A 17,309-nucleotide genomic window follows, 5' to 3' on the forward strand; every position below is an offset into this window, starting at 1 on the left:
CGGCCGACTTGACTCCACCGTTCGGTCGGCGGAATGTCGTCACATGACCTTCACCGCCATCACCCATGCCCATATCGTCCCTATCGAGGGCGAGCCCTTCGACGGGGCGCTCCTCGTCCAGGACGGACGGATCACCGATCTCGGTCCCGACCTGGAGATCCCTGCATACGCCGAGGTGCTCGACGCCGAAGGCGGCTGGCTGCTGCCGGGGTTCATCGACGCCCATGTGCACCTCGGCGTCGCCGAGGAGGGCGAGGGCTGGGCCGGCGAGGACATCAACGAGATGACGGATCCGGTGATGGCGGCGGCCCGGGCGATCGATGCGATCAACCCGGTCGAGATCGGATTCGACGACGCGATCATCGGCGGCATCACGGCGGTAAACGTCAACCCCGGCTCCGGGAACCCGATCGGCGGGCTCGCGGTCGCGATCCGCACCCACGGCCGGGTGGTCGACGAGATGGTGCTGCGCAGCCCGTCCGGGCTGAAGGCCGCGCTCGGCGAGAACCCCAAGCGGGTCTACGGCGAGCGCAAGCAGACCCCGTCGACCCGGCTCGGCGTGGCCCTGACCATCCGTCAGGCCTTCGCGAAGGCTCACGCCTGGAGCGCGAGATCCCCTGGCGTCAGCACTCCCATCGGGCCGACGACATCGCGACCGCGCTGCGGATCGCCGAGGAGTTCGGGTTCGAACTGGTGCTGGATCACGGCACGGAGGCCTACCTGATCGCGGACCGGATCGCCGCGGCGGGAGTCCCCGTGCTCTACGGGCCGCTGATCGTCTCGCGATCCAATGTGGAGGTGCGTCACCGCACGCCGAAGGCGCCGGGCATCCTCACCGCGGCGGGGGTGAAGGTCTCGATCATCACCGACCACCCGGTGGTGCCGATCGAGTTCCTCGTCGACCAGGCGGCGCTGGCGGTCAAGCACGGCATGGCGCCGGCCGACGCCCTGCGGGCGATCACCCTGAATCCGGCCGAGGTGCTGGGGATCGCCGACCGGCTCGGCTCCCTCGCGCCGGGCAAGGACGCCGACCTCGTGCTGTGGGAGGGCGATCCACTGGATACGCGGAATCGCACCCTGCGGGTCTGGCAGCAGGGCCGTGAGGTGATGCGCCGTGACGAGGCCGGGGAGCCGGTGATCACGGAACGGTGAGCCGGCGGGGCGAGGACAGAGGGCGGGGCCTTCTCCGTCGGCCCGGCCCTACCTGCCGTAGCGGCGAGCGGTGCTGTGCCGCTGGGACTCCTCGAGCGCCCGGAAGCGCCGTTCGATGCTCGGAGGCAGCGGTCGCCGTTCCCGCAGCACCCAGCCGGCCCCGCGCACGGCATCCAGCAGAGCGAGCGCCGTGAGCCGGTCGCGCGGGGCCGAGGCGAGGACGTCGCGGGTGCGACGGAGCGCCGATCCGATCGGCCGGCGCAGCCAGATGAACCACAGCGTGTTGCGCAGACCGTGGCGGCGGCGGAGCCGGGAGTCGCGCTGCACCGATGCCTGGTGATGGACCACCACGTCCGGCAGGTGCACGAGCTCCCAGCCGGCGGTCGCGAGGTCCGCGGCCAGCAGCTCCTCCTCGCCCCCGAGCCACAGCCTCTCGCTGAACCCACCGACGGCGGTGAACGCCTCGCGTCGCACGACGGAGGCTCCGGCGAGGAAGCTGCCGAGCGTGGGGCCCGGCATCCAGGTCGGTCCCTGCACCGGCGAGTTCAGCAGTTCGGAGTTGATCGGGTCCTCGCGGCCGCCGGGTTCGACCAGGATTCTGCCCGTGACCACGCCCAGCCTCGGGTGCGCCGCGAGCGCATCAGCCGCCCGCCGCAGCGAGCCCGGTTCCCACCAGGTGTCGTCGTCGCAGAAGGCCACGAACGGGGTGTCGACCCGGCGGACCCCGACATTGCGCCCCACCGCGCCGAGGTTGACCGGGCTCGGAACCAGGTCGACCTCGGGGAACCGGGTGCGGATCGCGTCGGCGGTGCCGTCCTGAGAACCGTTGTCGACCACCACGATGTGCGGCTGCTCGGGCAGGTCGCGCAGTCGCGACAGGGCCCTCAGCGCCTCGTCACGACGGTTGTACGTGATCATGACGACCGCGACCCGGTCGTCGGGTCCGACGGAGGCGGAGGCGGGGGCGGGGCGCAGTTCAGTCACGGGGACTCCTCGGGGAGGGCGGGCGGCGGGAGCGGTCTCCGGTACGGACCAGCACGAGCGCGGCTTCGGTCGCGGGCGAGACCGTGCGGCGCCGTCGCAGCGCCGCTGGGAGGCGGGGCACGGCACCGACGAGCCCGCGCCGGCCACGGCGCCCCGCGCGCAGCGCCGTGATCAGTTCCGTCCGGACCGCGCCCCAGGGGCGTCGGAGCACAGCGGTGAGGATCCGGCTGCGGACCAGTTCGACCTGCCGCTGCTCGGAGGGCTCGCGGCGCTTCGAGGGATGGTGGTGGGCGCGGACCGCGGGGACGTAGCAGAGATGCCACCCGGCGTCGAACAGATCGAGCGCCACCCGCTCCTCCTCGCCGGGGAACCGGACCACGTCATCGAATCCGCCCACCTGCAGGAAGGCCGAGCGGCGCACGATGGCTCCGCAGCCCACGAAGCCGAGCAGCAGCGGGCCGGGCAGGCCGTCCCGGACACCGAGCGGGGAGCTCGCGAGGACGGCATCGAGCGGATCCGGCTGCTGCCGCGGACCCACCGCGATCGATCCGGCGAGCAGGCCGAGGGAGGGGTGCGCGTCGAAGACCTCCTCCGCCCGGGCGAGCGCTCCCGGTGCCCACCACGAGTCGTCATCGGCGAAGGCCACGTACGGAGTGGTCGCGAGGCGCGCCCCGATGGTCCGCGCCACGGCGCCGACGTTCTCCGGCAGGGTGACGACGCGGACCTCGGGATGCGCGGCGCGCACCGCGGCGGAGGTCCCGTCCGTCGAGGCGTTGTCCATGACGATCACCGGCGCCTCATGGTGGCCGAGGTGCTCGATCAGCTCATCGCGCCGGTTCCAGGAGGCCACCACGATCGTGACCCGGTGCTCGCTCATCAGTCGTCGATCCGGACCTCACCGGTCTCGACGTCGACCTCCACGTCGACGTCGCCTCCCTCGGCGCGGTCGATGTCGATCTGGTAGTGGATCGTGCCGTCCTCGGAGTCGAGATCCCAGCCGCTGACGCGCCCCGGTTCCTCGCCGAGGGCGATCTCGATCGCCTCGGCGTAGGCCATCGGGGAGGTCACGTCGACCACGGGGTCCTGATCGTCGTCGCTGTCCTGCTCGTGCTCGGTGACCTCGCCGGAGGTGGCGTCGATGTCGAGCTCATGCTGGGTGCCGTCGGCGACGAGCTCGAGCTCCCACTCCCAGGTGCGATCGTCGTGGTCGATCCCGATCTGCACGAGGTCGCCGCCGCCCACGGTCTCGGTCGCGATCTCGATCGCTCGCTCGGCGGTGATCGGCAGCTCCTCGGTGGCGAGGTCTGCGTCCTCGGGCAGTGCGGCCGCCGCGGGATCCTGCTGCGCGGAGTCCGTCGCGCCACCGTCATCACTCGCCGCGCCGCCGCCGTCGCTCGCGCCGCCGCCGTCACTCGCGCCGCCGCCGTCGCTCACCGTGCCGTCGTTCGTGTCGTCCCCACCCTCCTCGGTGGTGCCGGGCTCCTCCGCGGGTGCGGCGCCGGGGTCCTCGTCGGCAGTGCCGCCGCACCCGGCGACCAGGGCGAGAGCGAGCGCGCCGAGCGCCGCGGCGCGGACGGCCCTACGGGGACGGCTGATCGTACGGAGCATGGCGTTCCACCTTTCGCGACGGGCGCCGCCGACGACGGCACCCTCAGGCTGTTCGGGCATCTCCACAGTAGAGGGCCGGGCCGGACCCCAGGAGGGCCTGAGAACTCTCTCATCCGGCTCTCACCGGGGCCTTCTGCCTCGGCGCAGGCCGTGGCGGCGCCGGGCCGTCGACGCCGTCGCACCGACGGACCGACCGCACGGTCCTGAAAAGATCTCGATGGCCGCCGGACAGCGCCGGCGCCGGGCTTCCAGGTCGCCGGCGGGGCGTGCTCCGCTGCCCCGCAGTCGGGCGACAGATCACCTCTCACTCACGGCGCAGCCCCGGATGAGCTGGACCTCCACCTCGCGGACCGAGGAGCTGCGCCGTGACGAAGCGGCGCCCCGGTGGCGTTGCACGGGCCCGCCGCACCCCGCGCCGGGGACCGCCCGGACGGCCGATCCCCGGGGCCGAGCACCCTGAGCCGTTGGCCTTCGTGCGCTAGCGTCGTTCAGCACCGGACAGGACCGCATGGCGTCCCTCGGATGCCTGGGACCACCGGTCGGCAGAATTCCCGAACGACGGCACGAAGGAGCATCTGATGACTTTCCAAGGCACCATCGAGGAACTGCAGAACGCCGTGGTCGTGGACCGCGACGGCGACAAGCTGGGCAAGGTCGGCCAGGTATACCTGGACAACGACACCCAGCAGCCGTCCTGGGTGACGGTGAACACCGGACTTTTCGGCACGAACGAGAGCTTCGTACCTCTGGACCGGTCCGACTACGCCAACGGCACCATCACGGTGCCGTTCGAGAAGTCCTTCATCAAGGACGCCCCGAACATCGCCGGGGACGGCGAGCTCCCGCGCGAGCAGGAGAGCGAGCTCTACAGCTACTACGGACTCAGCGGTGGCACCGGTGGCCGGCAGGAGCCGGGCGTCGATCCCACGGACCGCCGTGACCGCGCAGGGCAGGAGCACGCCACGGGCCCCCGGGGCGATCAGGATCACCGCGGTCAGGATCAGCACCGCGCCCAGGATCAGCACCGCGCCGCCGGGTCCGACGGCGGTGACGTCACGCTCCACGAGGAGCAGGTACGCGTGGGCACCGAGCAGGTGCAGACGGGCCGGGTCCGCCTGCGCAAGCACGTGGTCACCGACACCGAACGGGTCGAGGTGCCCGTGCAGCGCGAGGAGGTCGTCCTGGAGCGCGAGCCCGCCGACGGCCGCGCCGGTGGCACCCTCTCCGACGAGGAGGTGGACGTCACCCTCACCGAGGAGCGTCCGGTCGTGGAGAAGGAGACCGTCGCGACGGAGAACGTGCGTCTCGGCAAGCGGTCCGTGACGGACAACGAGACCGTGCAGACCGAGGTCTCCCACGAGGAGGTCGAGGTCGACGGCACCGACGGCCGTCACGATCGACGCGAAGGGAACACAGAGCCCGGTCGCGGCATCTGAACACCTCATAGCAGTTCGAGCGACGGGCGCGCCACCCCACGGGTGACGCGCCCGTCGTCGCTGACCGTGTCCCGGCCGCGGGACCTCGGGCCTTCCTCTGTCGGTGGGAAGGGCATACCGTCGAGGTGCCGGTGCGTCCAGCCGGCACCCCGACCGCCGGATCTGAGGAGCTCTCGTGACCACTGCGTCGACCTGGCCGAACCACCCGTCCGCCCCGCCCTCCCCCGAGGAGCTCGAACAGCTGCACGCCTGGTGGCGGGCCGCGAACTACCTCTCCGTCGGTCAGATCTACCTCAAGGACAACCCGCTGCTGCGCAAGCCGCTGCAGCGGGAGCACGTCAAGCCGCGACTGCTCGGGCACTGGGGCACCACGCCGGGCCTGACCTTCCTCTACGCGCACGCGAACCGGGCGATCGTTCAGCGGGGGCTCAAGGCCATGTACATCACCGGCCCCGGCCACGGCGGCCCGGGGCTGGTCGCCTCGACCTACCTCGAAGGCACCTATTCCGAGGTGTATCCGGCGGTGAGCGAGGACGAGGAAGGGTTGACGCGCCTGTTCACCCAGTTCTCCTTCCCCGGTGGCATCCCCTCGCACGTGGCCCCCGAGACGCCCGGCTCGATCCATGAGGGCGGCGAGCTCGGCTACGCGCTCTCGCACGCCTACGGCGCGATGTTCGACAGTCCGGACCAGATCGCCGTCACCGTGATCGGGGACGGCGAGGCGGAGACGGGACCGTTGGCCACCTCCTGGCACTCCAACAAGTTCGTCAACCCCCACAAGGACGGGGTGGTGCTGCCGATCCTGCATCTGAACGGCTACAAGATCGCCAATCCGACGGTGCTCGCCCGCATCGGAGAGGACGAGCTCGCCTCGCTCATGCGCGGCTACGGGCACACCCCGCTGTTCTTCACCGGCGGGTTCGATGACGAGGACCCGCTGGAGATTCATCGGCGCTTCACGGAGGTCCTGGATCAGGCCCTCGATCAGATCGCGGAGATCAAGCAGCAGGCACAGGAGGATGCCGAGGCCGGGCGCGAGACCGAGCGCCCCGCCTGGCCGATGATCGTGTTCCGGACCCCGAAGGGCTGGACCGGCCCCAAGGAGATCGACGGCCAGCAGACCGAGGGCTCCTGGCGCTCCCACCAGGTGCCGCTGTCCAATGCGCGCGACACCGACGAGCATCTCGCGAATCTCGATGCCTGGCTGCGGTCCTACCGGCCCGAGGAGCTGTTCGACGAGGACGGGAAGCTGGTCGCGTCCATCGCCGCAGCGGCTCCGACGGGCGAACTGCGGATGTCCGCGAACCCTTCGACCAACGGCGGCTCGGTGCTCAAGCCCCTGCGGCTGCCCGACTTCCGGGAATACGGCGTCGATGTCCCCGCTCCGGGCGGTGCCGTCGCAGAGGCGACGAAGGTGCTGGGCACCTGGTTGCGGGATGTCGTCCGGGACAACCCGTCGACCTTCAGGATCTTCGGTCCGGACGAGACCGCGTCGAACCGGCTGCAGGCGGTCTACGAGGCCACCGACAAGCAATGGAACGCGGACTTCGAGGAGCATGACCGCTCCGAGCACCTGGCCCGCGCCGGGCGAGTGATGGAGGTGCTCTCCGAGCATCAGTGCCAGGGCTGGCTCGAGGGCTACCTGCTCACCGGCCGCCACGGCCTGTTCTCCTCCTACGAGGCGTTCATCCACATCGTCGACTCGATGGTCAACCAGCACGCCAAGTGGCTCAAGGTGACCAATGAGCTCGAATGGCGCCGTCCGATCGCCTCGCTGAACTATCTGCTGAGCTCACATGTGTGGCGTCAGGACCACAACGGCTTCTCTCACCAGGACCCGGGCTTCATCGACCACATGGTCAACAAGAAGGCCGAGATCGTGCGGGTCTACCTCCCGCCGGATGCCAACACGCTGCTGTCGACCTATGACCACTGCCTGCGCTCGACGCAGTACGTGAACGTCGTCGTCGCCGGCAAGCAGCCGGGCCCGAGCTGGTTGAGCATGGACGAGGCGGTCGTCCACTGCACACGCGGGCTGGGGATCTGGGACTGGGCGGGCACCGAGCAGAGCGGCCAGGAACCGGAGGTGGTGCTCGCCTGCGCCGGGGACATCCCCACCATCGAGGTGCTCGCTGCGGCGAAGATCCTGCGTGAGGAGATCCCCGGGCTGCGGGTGCGGGTGCTGAACGTCGTGGACCTGATGCGACTGCAGGATGAGAGCGAGCACCCGCACGGCCTCTCGCAGCGGGACTTCACCGGGTACTTCGGGCAGGACATCCCCGTGGTGTTCGCCTATCACGGTTATCCGTGGCTGATCCATCGCCTGGCCTACCGCCACGATCGCGCCTCCCGGATCCATGTCCGCGGGTACAAGGAGGAGGGCACCACCACGACTCCCTTCGACATGCTGATGCTCAACGACGCGGACCGTTATCACCTGGTGATGGATGTGATCGACCGGGTCGAGGGGCTCGCCGTCCGCTACGCCGGCCTGCGTCAGCAGATGGTCGACACGCGCCTGCGGGCGCGGGCTCACGCCTACGAGCATGGGGAGGACGCCCCGGAGATCGCCCAGTGGCAGTGGGGAGACGGCGGGGATTCCGTTGCCGGCGCGACCCTGACGGACACCGGCGGTGACAACGGGTGAGGCACCGCCTGAGGCAGAGTCTCAGGCCTGCGGCGAGGGGTCAGGTCGTCGCGTGGCGCTGCAGGTCCGGGACCTCTGCACGCTGCGTGAAGCCTGCCGCGAGGTACGTCTCCACGGCGCCCGCCTGGACCGCGGCGTGCACACCAGTGCGCTCGAGGAACCCATGCCGCGCAGCTGGGCGGCGGCGGCACGGCTGATCGCACGTCCGTAGCCGCGCCCGCGGTGGTCCGCGTGCACGCCCATCGGTTCGAGGAGTCCGGGGCGGCCGACGCCGACCTGCTCGATGAGGAGCCCGGGCTCTTCGACCGGTGCGGTCAGATCCCGGCACAGGGGAAACCAGGGCTCTCCCTCGCTCCAGCCGCGCCGCAGCAGCCCGGTGCGAAGGCCGAGTGCGGAATGCGCCTCCACGTAGACCTGCCCCTCCGGCAGCACCCCGTGCTCCGGCTCGGCGAGGGACTCGGCCAGGGTGCGGGCGAGCTCCTCGTCGGCGGCGAGGGCCGGCTCCACGGCAGTGCGCAGAAGGTCCGCACCGTCGAGCAGGCCGACGGCGACCAGTTGGTCGTCGCGCCGCCAGAGGCGCAGGTGCGCCGCCGTGGCCTCGGCCCCGCGCAGGTGGTGCCAGCCGAGATCGCCGGGGTGGAGATGGAAGGGTCCCTCCTCGCGGTGCCAGGTGCGCAGCGTCCCGTTCACCTGCTCGAGGTGGACCGGGGCCGGGATGGTGAGTGTGATCGCCATGGCTGGATCTCATCATCGTCGAGGCTGAGGGTCCAGGGGTTTGCGGCCGCGCGGGGGCGCCCGGGCCGTTGCTCGGTTCGAGGGGCGCCGTCGACAGCCGACACTACGATCGTGATGAGGACGAACAGGGGCGCGGCGGTGTGCGCGGCGCCCACCGGGAAGGAGCGGAGATGAGCGACGCGGCAGCCGACGGCACCGCGCCGGTGCGACGGATCGTGAGGATCCGCGGGCGGGTCCAAGGGGTCGGGTTCCGGATGGACGCCGCCTCGGCGGCGAAGCGGCTGGGCGTCGGCGGCACCGTCCGGAACCTGCTCGATGGCTCGGTCGAGGCCGATGTCGAGGGCACGCCGGAGGCGGTGGACTCGATGATCGAGCACCTGCGGCAGGGGCCCTCCAGCGCCCGTGTCGACGGGATCGACGTGCGCCGGGAGGCCCCGCGGGGAGCGGACTCGTTCCGGGTCACCGGCTGAACGCGGACTCCGGGGCCACCGGGGTCACCGGGGCCACCGGGGTCACCGGGGTCACCGGGGTCACCGGGGTCACCGGGGTCACCGGGGTCACCGGGGTCACCGGGGTCACCGGGAAGTCGTCGCCTGCCGCCCGCGAACTCGGGAGGTGAGCACATAGCGTGCGGCCACGAGCGCGCCGGCGCTCACCATCGCGGTCGAGGTGAGGATCAGGATCCCCTGACCGGCCCGGTCGATGATCAGCCCGCCCACAAGGGCACCGAGAGCAATCGACACGTTGAAGACCGCGCTGTTCAGAGCGGTGCCCTCTTCGAGCACCTCCCCGGCCTCGGAACCCACGAAGGCCTGGATGGCCACCGAGATCGCACCGACGAACAGCCCCCACAGCGGCAGGATCGCGAGGGCCCAGGCCGGGCTGTCCATGAGCAGGTACACCGCGATCAGCGACACCGCCACCCCGGCGGAGACCACCAGCACACCCCAGGGTGCGCTGCGGCGCAGCAGCGGGGCGACGGCGAAGTTCCCGATCAGCCCGGCGATGCCGTAGGCCAGGAGCATCATGCCGATGTCGGTCACGGGCACGTCTGCCCGCTCCAGCAGGATGGGGCTCACATAGGAGTAGGTGATGAACTGCGCGACCACGACCAGGAGCGTGAGCGCGACCGCGTAGCGCACGCCGGGGGTGCGGGCGGCGACGAGCATCATCGCCGGTGTGACCTTGACCGGCGAGCGCACGGGCCGCACCAGTACCAGGATCAGGAGAGCGACCACCGCAGCGAGGGCTCCGACGATCGCGAAGGCGGCGCGCCATCCCATATGGGCTCCGATCCAGGCGGCGACCGGAACACCCAGCACGAGCGCGGCCCCGGCGCCGCTGAAGGCGATGGTCAGCGCTCGCGCTGCATGCTCCTTCCGGACCTGGCCGAGGGCGACGATCGCCATCACCGCCCAGTACAGACCGATCGAGATGCCGGCGAAGAGGCGGGAGAGGAGCAGCACCGCGAAGTTCGGGGCGAAGACGCTCAGCGCGCTGGAGACGACCACGGAGGCGAGAGCCAGGACCAGAACGAGCCGGCGATCCATCCCCCGCACGAGCACGGGGGTGAGGACGGCGACGATTCCGGCGAGCACCCCGGGCACCGTGACGGTGAGCCCGGCCATGCCCTCGCTCACTCCGAGATCCGGTGCCATCACGCTGAGCACCCCGATGGGCAGCTCCTCGATGGTGATGAGCACGAAGATCCCGGCTGCGAGCGCGACGACCCCGGCCCAACGGCGTGCACTGTCCACTGCTGATGCTCCTCGTTCCCCGGCCTTGCGCCCCCGGCCTCGCGCGTGATCGCGCCCGGACTCACCCACGATAATTCACTGCAGGTGAAGCGGTCCTTCGTCGAGAAGGGGCGGCCCTCCGGAAGGAGGGCGACGCCTCCGACGTCAGAGGACCCCGGCTGCTCGACGCAACCGGGGTCCCCGAGGCGACGATGTCGCCCGCAGCGTCAGCTCACGCTGTCGAAGGCCGCGCCGATCTCCTGCTCACCATCGTTGAACTGGAGGAACTTCCCGGCGGTGCGGGGACGCTCGATGGCGGCCGCGATGGTGCGGGCCACATTGGCGCGGGAGGTCGTCCCGCTCTCGGGAGCGCCGAGTGCGATCCGTCCGGTCGGCTCCTCGAGGGTGAGTCCCGAGGGGCCGAGGATCGTCCACGCCAGCTGGGTCTTCTGCAGGTGAGCGTCGGCCTGGGCCTTGGCCTCCGCGTAGGCATGGAACGGCTCGCCCTCAGGGACGCCGTGCTCCAGGCTCGCGCCGAAGTAGCTGACCATCACGTAGCGCTCCGCACCAGCGCGCTGCGCGGCCTCCATCGACGCGATCGCCGCGTCCTGATCGACCGCGATGGTGCGCTGCGGGTCGCCGCCGCCGGCGCCGGCGGACCACACCACCGCGTCCTTGCCGCGCAGGAGCTCGTCCCAGCCCGCGGCGTCGAGGCTCTCGATGTCGCTGAGCACCGCCTTCGCCCCCGTGGCCTCGACCTCTGCCGCATGGGCAGGGTTGCGGATCACCGAGTGCACCGTGTGCCCGGCCTCCACGAGCAGCGGGGCCGCGAGCAGCGCGACCTTTCCATGTCCTCCGATAAGTGCAATATCCATACCCATCACACTGTCACCACTGCCCCCAGGAGTCGAGCCTTGTTCGCGGTGTTCGCCGCGGGTGGACATCGGGTTCCGCTGCCGCCGGACGCACGCCGTGCGCACGTCGCGCCCTGCGGATCGCATCACGGTGCCGCCGGGCATCGGGCTCACTGTGCACACGCCCGTTATCCTGAGCCGGATCGCCGCGCGTGCGGCCGTCCCCTCGAGAGAAGGAACCTCAGCATGGCCGGTGGACTCGCTGCACTGCTCGATGACGTCGCCGCAATCGCGCGCCTGGCCGCAGCCAGCACGGACGACATAGCCGCCGCCTCCGTCAAGGCGAGCTCGAAGGCCATGGGCGTGGTGATCGATGATGCCGCGGTGACGCCCCAGTACGTGAAGGGGCTCCAGCCCAAGCGCGAACTGCCGATCATCTGGCGGATCACCAAGGGCTCCTTCCGCAACAAGCTCATCTTCATCCTGCCGGTCCTGCTGCTGCTGAGCATCTTCGCACCCTGGGCACTGACGCCGATCCTGATGCTCGGCGGGCTCTACCTCAGCTTCGAGGGCGCCGAGAAGATCTGGGAGCTGGTCAGCGGGAAGCCGAAGAAGGCGCCGGCCGCCGCCAAGGGAGCCGACGCCGAGGACAAGATCGTCTCGAGCGCGGTACGCACGGACCTGATCCTCTCCGCAGAGATCATGGTCATCTCCATGAACTCGATCGAGGCGGACTCGCTGTGGGCGCGTGCCGCCGTGCTCGTGGTGGTCGCGATCGGCATCACCGTGCTGGTCTACGGGGCCGTGGGCATCCTGGTGAAGATGGACGATGTGGGCCTCGCGATGGCGGCCGACAAGGAGTCGGAGTTCAAGCAGAAGTTCGGCAACGGCCTGGTCCAGGCGATGCCGAAGGTCATGACCGTGATCAGCTACGTGGGCATGGTCGCGATGCTCTGGGTGGGAGGCCACATCCTGCTCGTCGGCACCCATGACCTGGGCCTCGCCCAGCCCTACGGATTCGTGCACCACCTCGAGGGCCTCGTGGCCGGCATCGCCGGTATCGGCGGCGTGCTCGCCTGGCTGATCAACACCTTCTTCTCGTTCGTGTTCGGCCTGATCATCGGCGGCATCGTCGCCGTTGTCATCCACTTCCTGCCCTTCGGTCACCACGGCGACGACGAGGGCGGCGCGGCGAGCGCCGACGGCACCGACACCTCCGCCGGCTCCCCCGCCGCCCCAGGGAGCCCGACGCGCAGCACTCCCCGGCACTGAGCCGCCCCGCGGGCCCCGCTCCGCACCCCCCGGGCGCAGGCACCGCAGGATCGTACGAGAACGAGCCAGAATCCGTGAGGATCTGGCTCGTTCTCGTACGATCGCGGACGCTCAGGGCCCTCCGCCGGCCGGAGTGACGGGTCAGGCACCGGCCGGGGTGACGGGCGGCTCGGCCGACCAGGGGAAGACGATCCACTCATCGGTGCGGCGCCACACGTAATCCGGGGAGACGACGGAGGCGGACTTCGCGTAGAGCACGGCGCTGCGGGCGTCGGCGCCCATCTCCCGCAGCAGGTCGAGGACCAGGGCGAGGGTGCGGCCGGAGTCGGCGACATCGTCGACCACCAGCAGGCGCTTGCCCTTGATCGACTCGGTGTCGAGCATCGGAGCGAGCAGCACCGGGTCGGGCAGCGTCTCATGGACGTCGGTGTAGAACTCGACGTTGATCGCATCGGCGAGCTTGAGGCCGAGTGCGTAGGACAGCGAGCCTGCGGGCAGCAGCCCGCCGCGGGCGACCGCGATCACGATCTCGGGCTCGAAGTCGGAATCGGCGATGCTCTGTGCCAGCTCGCGCGAGGCGGTGCCGAACAGCTCCCAGCTCAGCACCTCCTTGACGACGAGGTCGGAGGAATCGGCATGGAAGGCCTGGGACATCGGTTCGGTTCTCCTCGGAAGGGACGCTGCAGAGTGCTCCGATGGTAGCCGTCCCTGACGTTGCGGCCGGGCGCTGGAGCCCAGGGTCTGCTCTTCCTCACAGCTCTCTCTCCTCACAGCTCTGCCTCCTCGCGCCGTGCGCGACGTCGCTGTCTTTCGGTGGCCGTCTCACAGCATCCCGCAAAACCCACATACTCCCACTGTTGTTTCATGTGGTTTTTGGGGTTATGGTGTCCTCACGCGGCACAGCCTTCTGGATCGCCGCTCCCGCCCCGTCGATGAAGCAGGTGGATGCATGTACGCCCCAGAGCGCCGACATCAGATCCTGGATGCGCTGACCGGCTCCGGCCGTGTCACCGTGACCGATCTCGCCGCACAGTTCGAGGTGGCCACCGAGACCATCCGTCGTGACCTCGACCAGCTCGCCGATCGCGGGCTCCTGGCCCGTGTGCACGGCGGAGCCGTGACCCGGCACCCCGGGGAGGTGGAACCGGACCTCGAGGCCCGTCGGATCACCAACATCGACGCCAAGAGACGCCTCGCCCTCGCCGCCGCGCGCCTGCTGCCCGCCGATCCCCATGCCGCCGTGCTGCTGGACGCCGGCACCACCACCGGCGAGCTGCTCCCTCATCTCGACGGGCGTCGCGGCCCCGTGATCACCAACGCTCCCGCGATCGCGCAGGGCGCCCTGCGCCATACCGACCTGGCCGTGCATGTGCTGCCCGGCCGGGTGCGCCCCGCTACCGAGGCCGCAGTCGGGGCCACCACCGTCGACGCGATCCGACTGCTGCACCCGGAGATCGCCTTCCTCGGCTGCAACGGCCTGGGGCCCGAGGGGTTCACGACCCCCGACCCCGACGAAGCCGCGGTGAAGACGGCCATGGTGAGATCCGCCGAGCGTCGGGTGGTCCTCGCGGACTCCTCGAAGTTCGGTGTCACCCGGCTGGTCACCTTCGCCGCCCTCGCAGAGGTCGACGTCCTGGTCACCGACGCCCCCCCCGCTCCTGAGCTCCACGCCCTGCTCCTCGAGGCCGGGGTCGAGGTGATCTGCGCATGATCATCACCTTCACCGCGAATCCCTCGCTGGATCGGACGGTCGACCTCGGCGGCCCGCTCACCCCCGGAGGCGTGCATCGCATCGTCGCGGACCACACCCAGCCCGGTGGCAAGGGCATCAATGTCGCACTCGGCGTGCACCGGGCGGGCCTGCCCGTCACCGCGGTGCTCCCTGCCGCACCGGAGGACCCCCTGCTCGCCCTGCTCGCCGCGGAAGAGCTGACCGTCCGCTCCAGCCCGATCGCGGGCCGGGTGCGCACGAACGTCACCGTGCTCTCGAGTCCGCAGCTCACCACCAAGCTCAACGAGCCCGGGGCGACCCTGTCCCGCCTCGAGATCGCCGCGCTCGAGCAGCTCCTGCTGGGAGCTGCCGGCCCGCAGGACACCGTGATGCTCTCCGGCTCCCTGGCCCCGGGCCTTCCGGTCGACGAGTACGTGCGCCTGGTGCAGCAGCTCCACGCCCAGGGCGCCCGGGTCGGCGTCGACACCTCCGACGCACCGCTCGCAGCACTCGCCGCCGCTCTGCCGCACGTCGCTCCGGACTTCCTCAAACCCAACGCCGAGGAGCTCGGACAGATCGTCGGCGCCGGCGGTGCCGACCTCGAGCAGCAGGCCTCCGACGGCGACCTCACCGGAGTGCACGAGGCCGCCCTGGACCTGCACCATCGCGGCGTCGGCGCCGTGCTGGTGACCCTCGGCGGGGCCGGCGGCCTGCTCGCCACCGAGGGCGCCGCCTGGTACTGCCCCTCCGCCGCAGGCCCGGTGGTCTCGACCGTCGGTGCCGGCGACTCGGCGACCGCGGGATACCTGATCGCCCGCGCCCTCGGGGAGGGCCCGGCGCAGCGCCTGGCCCGCGCCCTCGCCTACGGGACGGCCGCCGTCGGCCTGCCCGGCACCACCATCCCCCGGCCCGACCAGGTGCGCGTCGACGCCACCGCCGTCGTCCGACTCTGACGCCCTCCGTCCCTGACCCTGTCCCACCCTGCACGTCCTCACTCCGCGGTCGCGGAGGAGCCCGTTCGAAGGAGAACCCATGTCCGCTCCCCTGATGACCCCAGAACTGGTCCGTCTCGAGGTCGATCCTCCCGGCGACAAGCACGCCGTGATCGGCCTGATGGCCGACCTCATCTCCGCCACCGGCCGCGCAGATCGCGATGGCCTGGAGGCGGGGCTGCTCAAGCGCGAAGAATCCTTCGCCACCGGGATGCCCGGCGGCTTCGCGATCCCCCACTGCCGCACCGACGCGGTGCACGAGGCGGCGCTGGGATTCCTGCGCCTGGCCGAGCCGGTGGACTTCGGCTCCGCCGACGGGCCCGCCGATCTAATCATCGGCATCGCCGCTCCCGCCGGCACCGACGACCAGCACCTCAAGCTCCTCGCCCAGCTCTCCCGCGCCCTCATCCGCCCCGAGTTCCTCGCGGACCTGCGCGCCGCCAAAGAGCCCCAGGAGGTCTCCGAACTGGTCATGGCCGTGCTCGAGCCCGTGCCGGATCCCGCCGCGGCCCCGACCGCTGACGCAGGCACCACTGCAGGCGCGACCGCAGGGGCCCCGGCAGGCGTCGCCGCGGGCTCGACCGCAGGGACCACGCCGGCCGTGACGCACGGCGCCGACGCCGACACCTCGGCTCCGGTGCTGCTGGCGATCACCTCCTGCCCCACCGGCATCGCCCACACCTATATGGCCGCCGAGTCGCTCGAGAACGCCGCGAAGGAGAAGGGCGTCGAGCTGCACGTGGAGACCCAGGGCTCCGGCGGCATCACGCCGTTCACGCAGGAGCAGATCGCCGCGGCGAGCGCCTTGATCGTCGCCGCGGACGTCAACATCTCCGGTCGCGAGCGCTTCGCCGGCCTGCCGCTGGTGGAGCATCCCGTCAAGCGCGCCATCTCCCACGGGCCGCAGATGATCGACGAGGCCGTCGCGGCGGCCTCGGATCCCTCGGCCCGGCGGGTCCCGTCGGCCGCAGGCGGCGAAAGCTCCAGCGACTCGGCGAGCTCCGGGACCAAGCAGTCCTGGCCACGCCGGATCCAGGGCGCCGTGATGACCGGCGTGTCCTACATGATCCCGTTCGTCGCCGCGGGCGGCCTGCTGATGGCGCTGGGCTTCCTCATCGCCGGATTCGACGTCGCGTTCGTCGCCCAGGACGTCGCGACCAGCTTCTCCCTCACCTCCCTGCCCGGCGCGCAGGAGTACGAGGGTGCGAGCGGGATGATGCAGACCGAGCGCGCGGGCCTCGCCCTCTACCTCGGCGCCGTGCTGTTCACCCTGGGCAACCTCGGGATGGGCTTCCTGGTCGCGGCGCTGTCCGGCTACATCGCCTTCGGCCTGGCGGGACGTCCCGGCATCGCCCCCGGATTCATCGGCGGCGCGGTGTCCGTCGCGGTGGGCGCCGGCTTCCTCGGCGGCCTCATCACCGGCCTGCTCGCCGGCCTGGTGGCGCTGTGGTTCACGACGCTGAAGCCGCCGCGCTGGCTCGCCGGGCTGATGCCCGTGGTGATCATCCCGCTGCTGACCACGCTCCTGGTGGGCGGCCTGATGCTGGTGTTCCTCGGCCGGCCGCTGGCCTCCCTGATGACCGCTCTGCAGGACGGTCTGACCGGCATGTCCGGCTCCTCGGCGATCCTGCTGGGCGTGATCATCGGGCTGATGATGTGCCTCGACCTGGGTGGACCGGTGAACAAGGCGGCCTACCTGTTCGCCACCGCCGGCTTGTCCCAGGGCACCGAGGCCGCCTTCCAGATCATGGCCGCCGTGATGGCGGCGGGCATGGTGCCGCCGCTGGCGATGGCGCTGTCCACCCTGGTGCGGCGGAAGCTCTACTCTCCGGTCGAGCGTGAGAACGGCACCACGGCCTGGCTGCTCGGTGCAGCCTTCATCACGGAGGGCGCGATCCCCTTCGCCGCGGCGGATCCGCTGCGCGTGATCCCCTCCTCGATGGCCGGAGGCGCCGTCACCGGTGCCCTGGTGATGGCGCTCGCAGTGGGCTCCCAGGCCCCGCACGGCGGCATCTTCGTCGCCTTCGCGATCTCCCCGGTCTGGGGCTTCCTGCTCGCGATCATCGCCGGCACGCTGGTCTCGGCCGCGCTGGTGACGGTGCTCAAGGAACTCAGCAGCCGCCGCCAGGGCGCTGTCGCCTGAGCAGAGACCCATCCGGCGGCGCAGCCCCGCGAGATCGAC

14 protein-coding genes and 1 pseudogene are annotated in these 17,309 nt (G+C 71.0%); 8 read left to right on the forward strand and 7 right to left on the reverse strand.

Going from position 1 to position 17,309, the window contains the following annotated elements:
• Positions 1-43: 43 nt before the first annotated feature.
• Positions 44-1,152, forward strand: a pseudogene (locus Q0937_RS00210) (amidohydrolase).
• 48 nt (positions 1,153-1,200) lie between these two features.
• Here Q0937_RS00210 and Q0937_RS00215 read toward each other — a convergent pair.
• The 3 genes from Q0937_RS00215 to Q0937_RS00225 are packed head-to-tail and all read right to left on the reverse strand — an operon-like array spanning position 1,201 to position 3,744.
• Entirely contained in the window at positions 1,201-2,136 is a 936-nt protein-coding gene (locus Q0937_RS00215) for a glycosyltransferase family 2 protein (protein WP_299298279.1), read from the reverse strand.
• On the reverse strand, positions 2,129-3,013 hold the full coding sequence (locus Q0937_RS00220; RefSeq protein ID WP_299298283.1) for a glycosyltransferase family 2 protein: 885 nt from the start codon (positions 3,011-3,013) through the stop codon (positions 2,129-2,131). The genes Q0937_RS00215 and Q0937_RS00220 overlap by 8 nt, the downstream gene beginning before the upstream one ends.
• Complete coding sequence (locus Q0937_RS00225) at positions 3,013-3,744, reverse strand: PepSY domain-containing protein (RefSeq protein ID WP_299298286.1); 732 nt, start codon at positions 3,742-3,744, stop codon at positions 3,013-3,015. Before Q0937_RS00225 ends, Q0937_RS00220 begins: the two co-directional genes overlap by 1 nt.
• 578 nt (positions 3,745-4,322) lie before the next feature.
• Here Q0937_RS00225 and Q0937_RS00230 point away from each other — a divergent pair.
• Together Q0937_RS00230 and Q0937_RS00235 are read left to right on the forward strand one after the other, a co-directional pair.
• Positions 4,323-5,180, forward strand: a complete 858-nt coding sequence (locus Q0937_RS00230) for a PRC and DUF2382 domain-containing protein (RefSeq protein ID WP_299298288.1) — start codon at positions 4,323-4,325, stop codon at positions 5,178-5,180.
• A gap of 175 nt (positions 5,181-5,355) precedes the next feature.
• On the forward strand, positions 5,356-7,827 hold the full coding sequence (locus tag Q0937_RS00235; protein WP_299298291.1) for a phosphoketolase: 2,472 nt from the start codon (positions 5,356-5,358) through the stop codon (positions 7,825-7,827).
• Positions 7,828-7,848: 21 nt separating this feature from the next.
• Here the strand turns inward: Q0937_RS00235 and Q0937_RS00240 are convergent, their stop codons facing one another.
• Positions 7,849-8,562, reverse strand: a complete 714-nt coding sequence (locus Q0937_RS00240; RefSeq protein WP_299298294.1) for a hypothetical protein — start codon at positions 8,560-8,562, stop codon at positions 7,849-7,851.
• Positions 8,563-8,732: 170 nt separating this feature from the next.
• On the opposite strand from Q0937_RS00240, the gene Q0937_RS00245 reads away from it, so the two are divergent.
• Entirely contained in the window at positions 8,733-9,032 is a 300-nt protein-coding gene (locus Q0937_RS00245) for an acylphosphatase (RefSeq protein WP_299298297.1), read from the forward strand.
• A 105-nt stretch (positions 9,033-9,137) separates the two neighbouring features.
• Here the strand turns inward: Q0937_RS00245 and Q0937_RS00250 are convergent, their stop codons facing one another.
• Both Q0937_RS00250 and Q0937_RS00255 read right to left on the reverse strand, forming a co-directional pair.
• The gene (locus Q0937_RS00250) at positions 9,138-10,319 is read right to left on the reverse strand and encodes an MFS transporter (protein ID WP_299298300.1); all 1,182 of its coding nucleotides are present in this window, start codon (positions 10,317-10,319) and stop codon (positions 9,138-9,140) included.
• Between the two features lie 206 nt (positions 10,320-10,525).
• Positions 10,526-11,173 carry an SDR family oxidoreductase gene (locus tag Q0937_RS00255; protein WP_299298303.1) on the reverse strand — a complete coding sequence of 216 codons (648 nt, stop codon included), beginning with the start codon at positions 11,171-11,173 and terminating at the stop codon, positions 10,526-10,528.
• Between the two features lie 225 nt (positions 11,174-11,398).
• Between Q0937_RS00255 and Q0937_RS00260 the strand changes: the two genes are divergently transcribed.
• Complete coding sequence (locus tag Q0937_RS00260; RefSeq protein ID WP_299298305.1) at positions 11,399-12,424, forward strand: DUF808 domain-containing protein; 1,026 nt, start codon at positions 11,399-11,401, stop codon at positions 12,422-12,424.
• Between the two features lie 141 nt (positions 12,425-12,565).
• On the opposite strand, the gene Q0937_RS00265 is transcribed toward Q0937_RS00260, so the two are convergent.
• Positions 12,566-13,078 carry a phosphoribosyltransferase gene (locus Q0937_RS00265; protein WP_299298308.1) on the reverse strand — a complete coding sequence of 171 codons (513 nt, stop codon included), beginning with the start codon at positions 13,076-13,078 and terminating at the stop codon, positions 12,566-12,568.
• A gap of 295 nt (positions 13,079-13,373) precedes the next feature.
• On the opposite strand from Q0937_RS00265, the gene Q0937_RS00270 reads away from it, so the two are divergent.
• From Q0937_RS00270 to Q0937_RS00280, 3 genes are all read left to right on the forward strand, one after another.
• Positions 13,374-14,135: a DeoR/GlpR family DNA-binding transcription regulator gene (locus Q0937_RS00270; RefSeq protein ID WP_299298310.1), complete on the forward strand. Its 762-nt coding sequence runs from the start codon at positions 13,374-13,376 to the stop codon at positions 14,133-14,135.
• Positions 14,132-15,088, forward strand: a complete 957-nt coding sequence (locus Q0937_RS00275; protein ID WP_299298312.1) for a 1-phosphofructokinase family hexose kinase — start codon at positions 14,132-14,134, stop codon at positions 15,086-15,088. Before Q0937_RS00270 ends, Q0937_RS00275 begins: the two co-directional genes overlap by 4 nt.
• 79 nt (positions 15,089-15,167) lie before the next feature.
• The gene (locus Q0937_RS00280) at positions 15,168-17,270 is read left to right on the forward strand and encodes a fructose-specific PTS transporter subunit EIIC (protein ID WP_299298313.1); all 2,103 of its coding nucleotides are present in this window, start codon (positions 15,168-15,170) and stop codon (positions 17,268-17,270) included.
• Positions 17,271-17,309: the final 39 nt, after the last annotated feature.

Source organism: uncultured Brachybacterium sp. (genome assembly GCF_947500705.1).
Taxonomy (GTDB): Bacteria; Actinomycetota; Actinomycetes; order Actinomycetales; family Dermabacteraceae; genus Brachybacterium.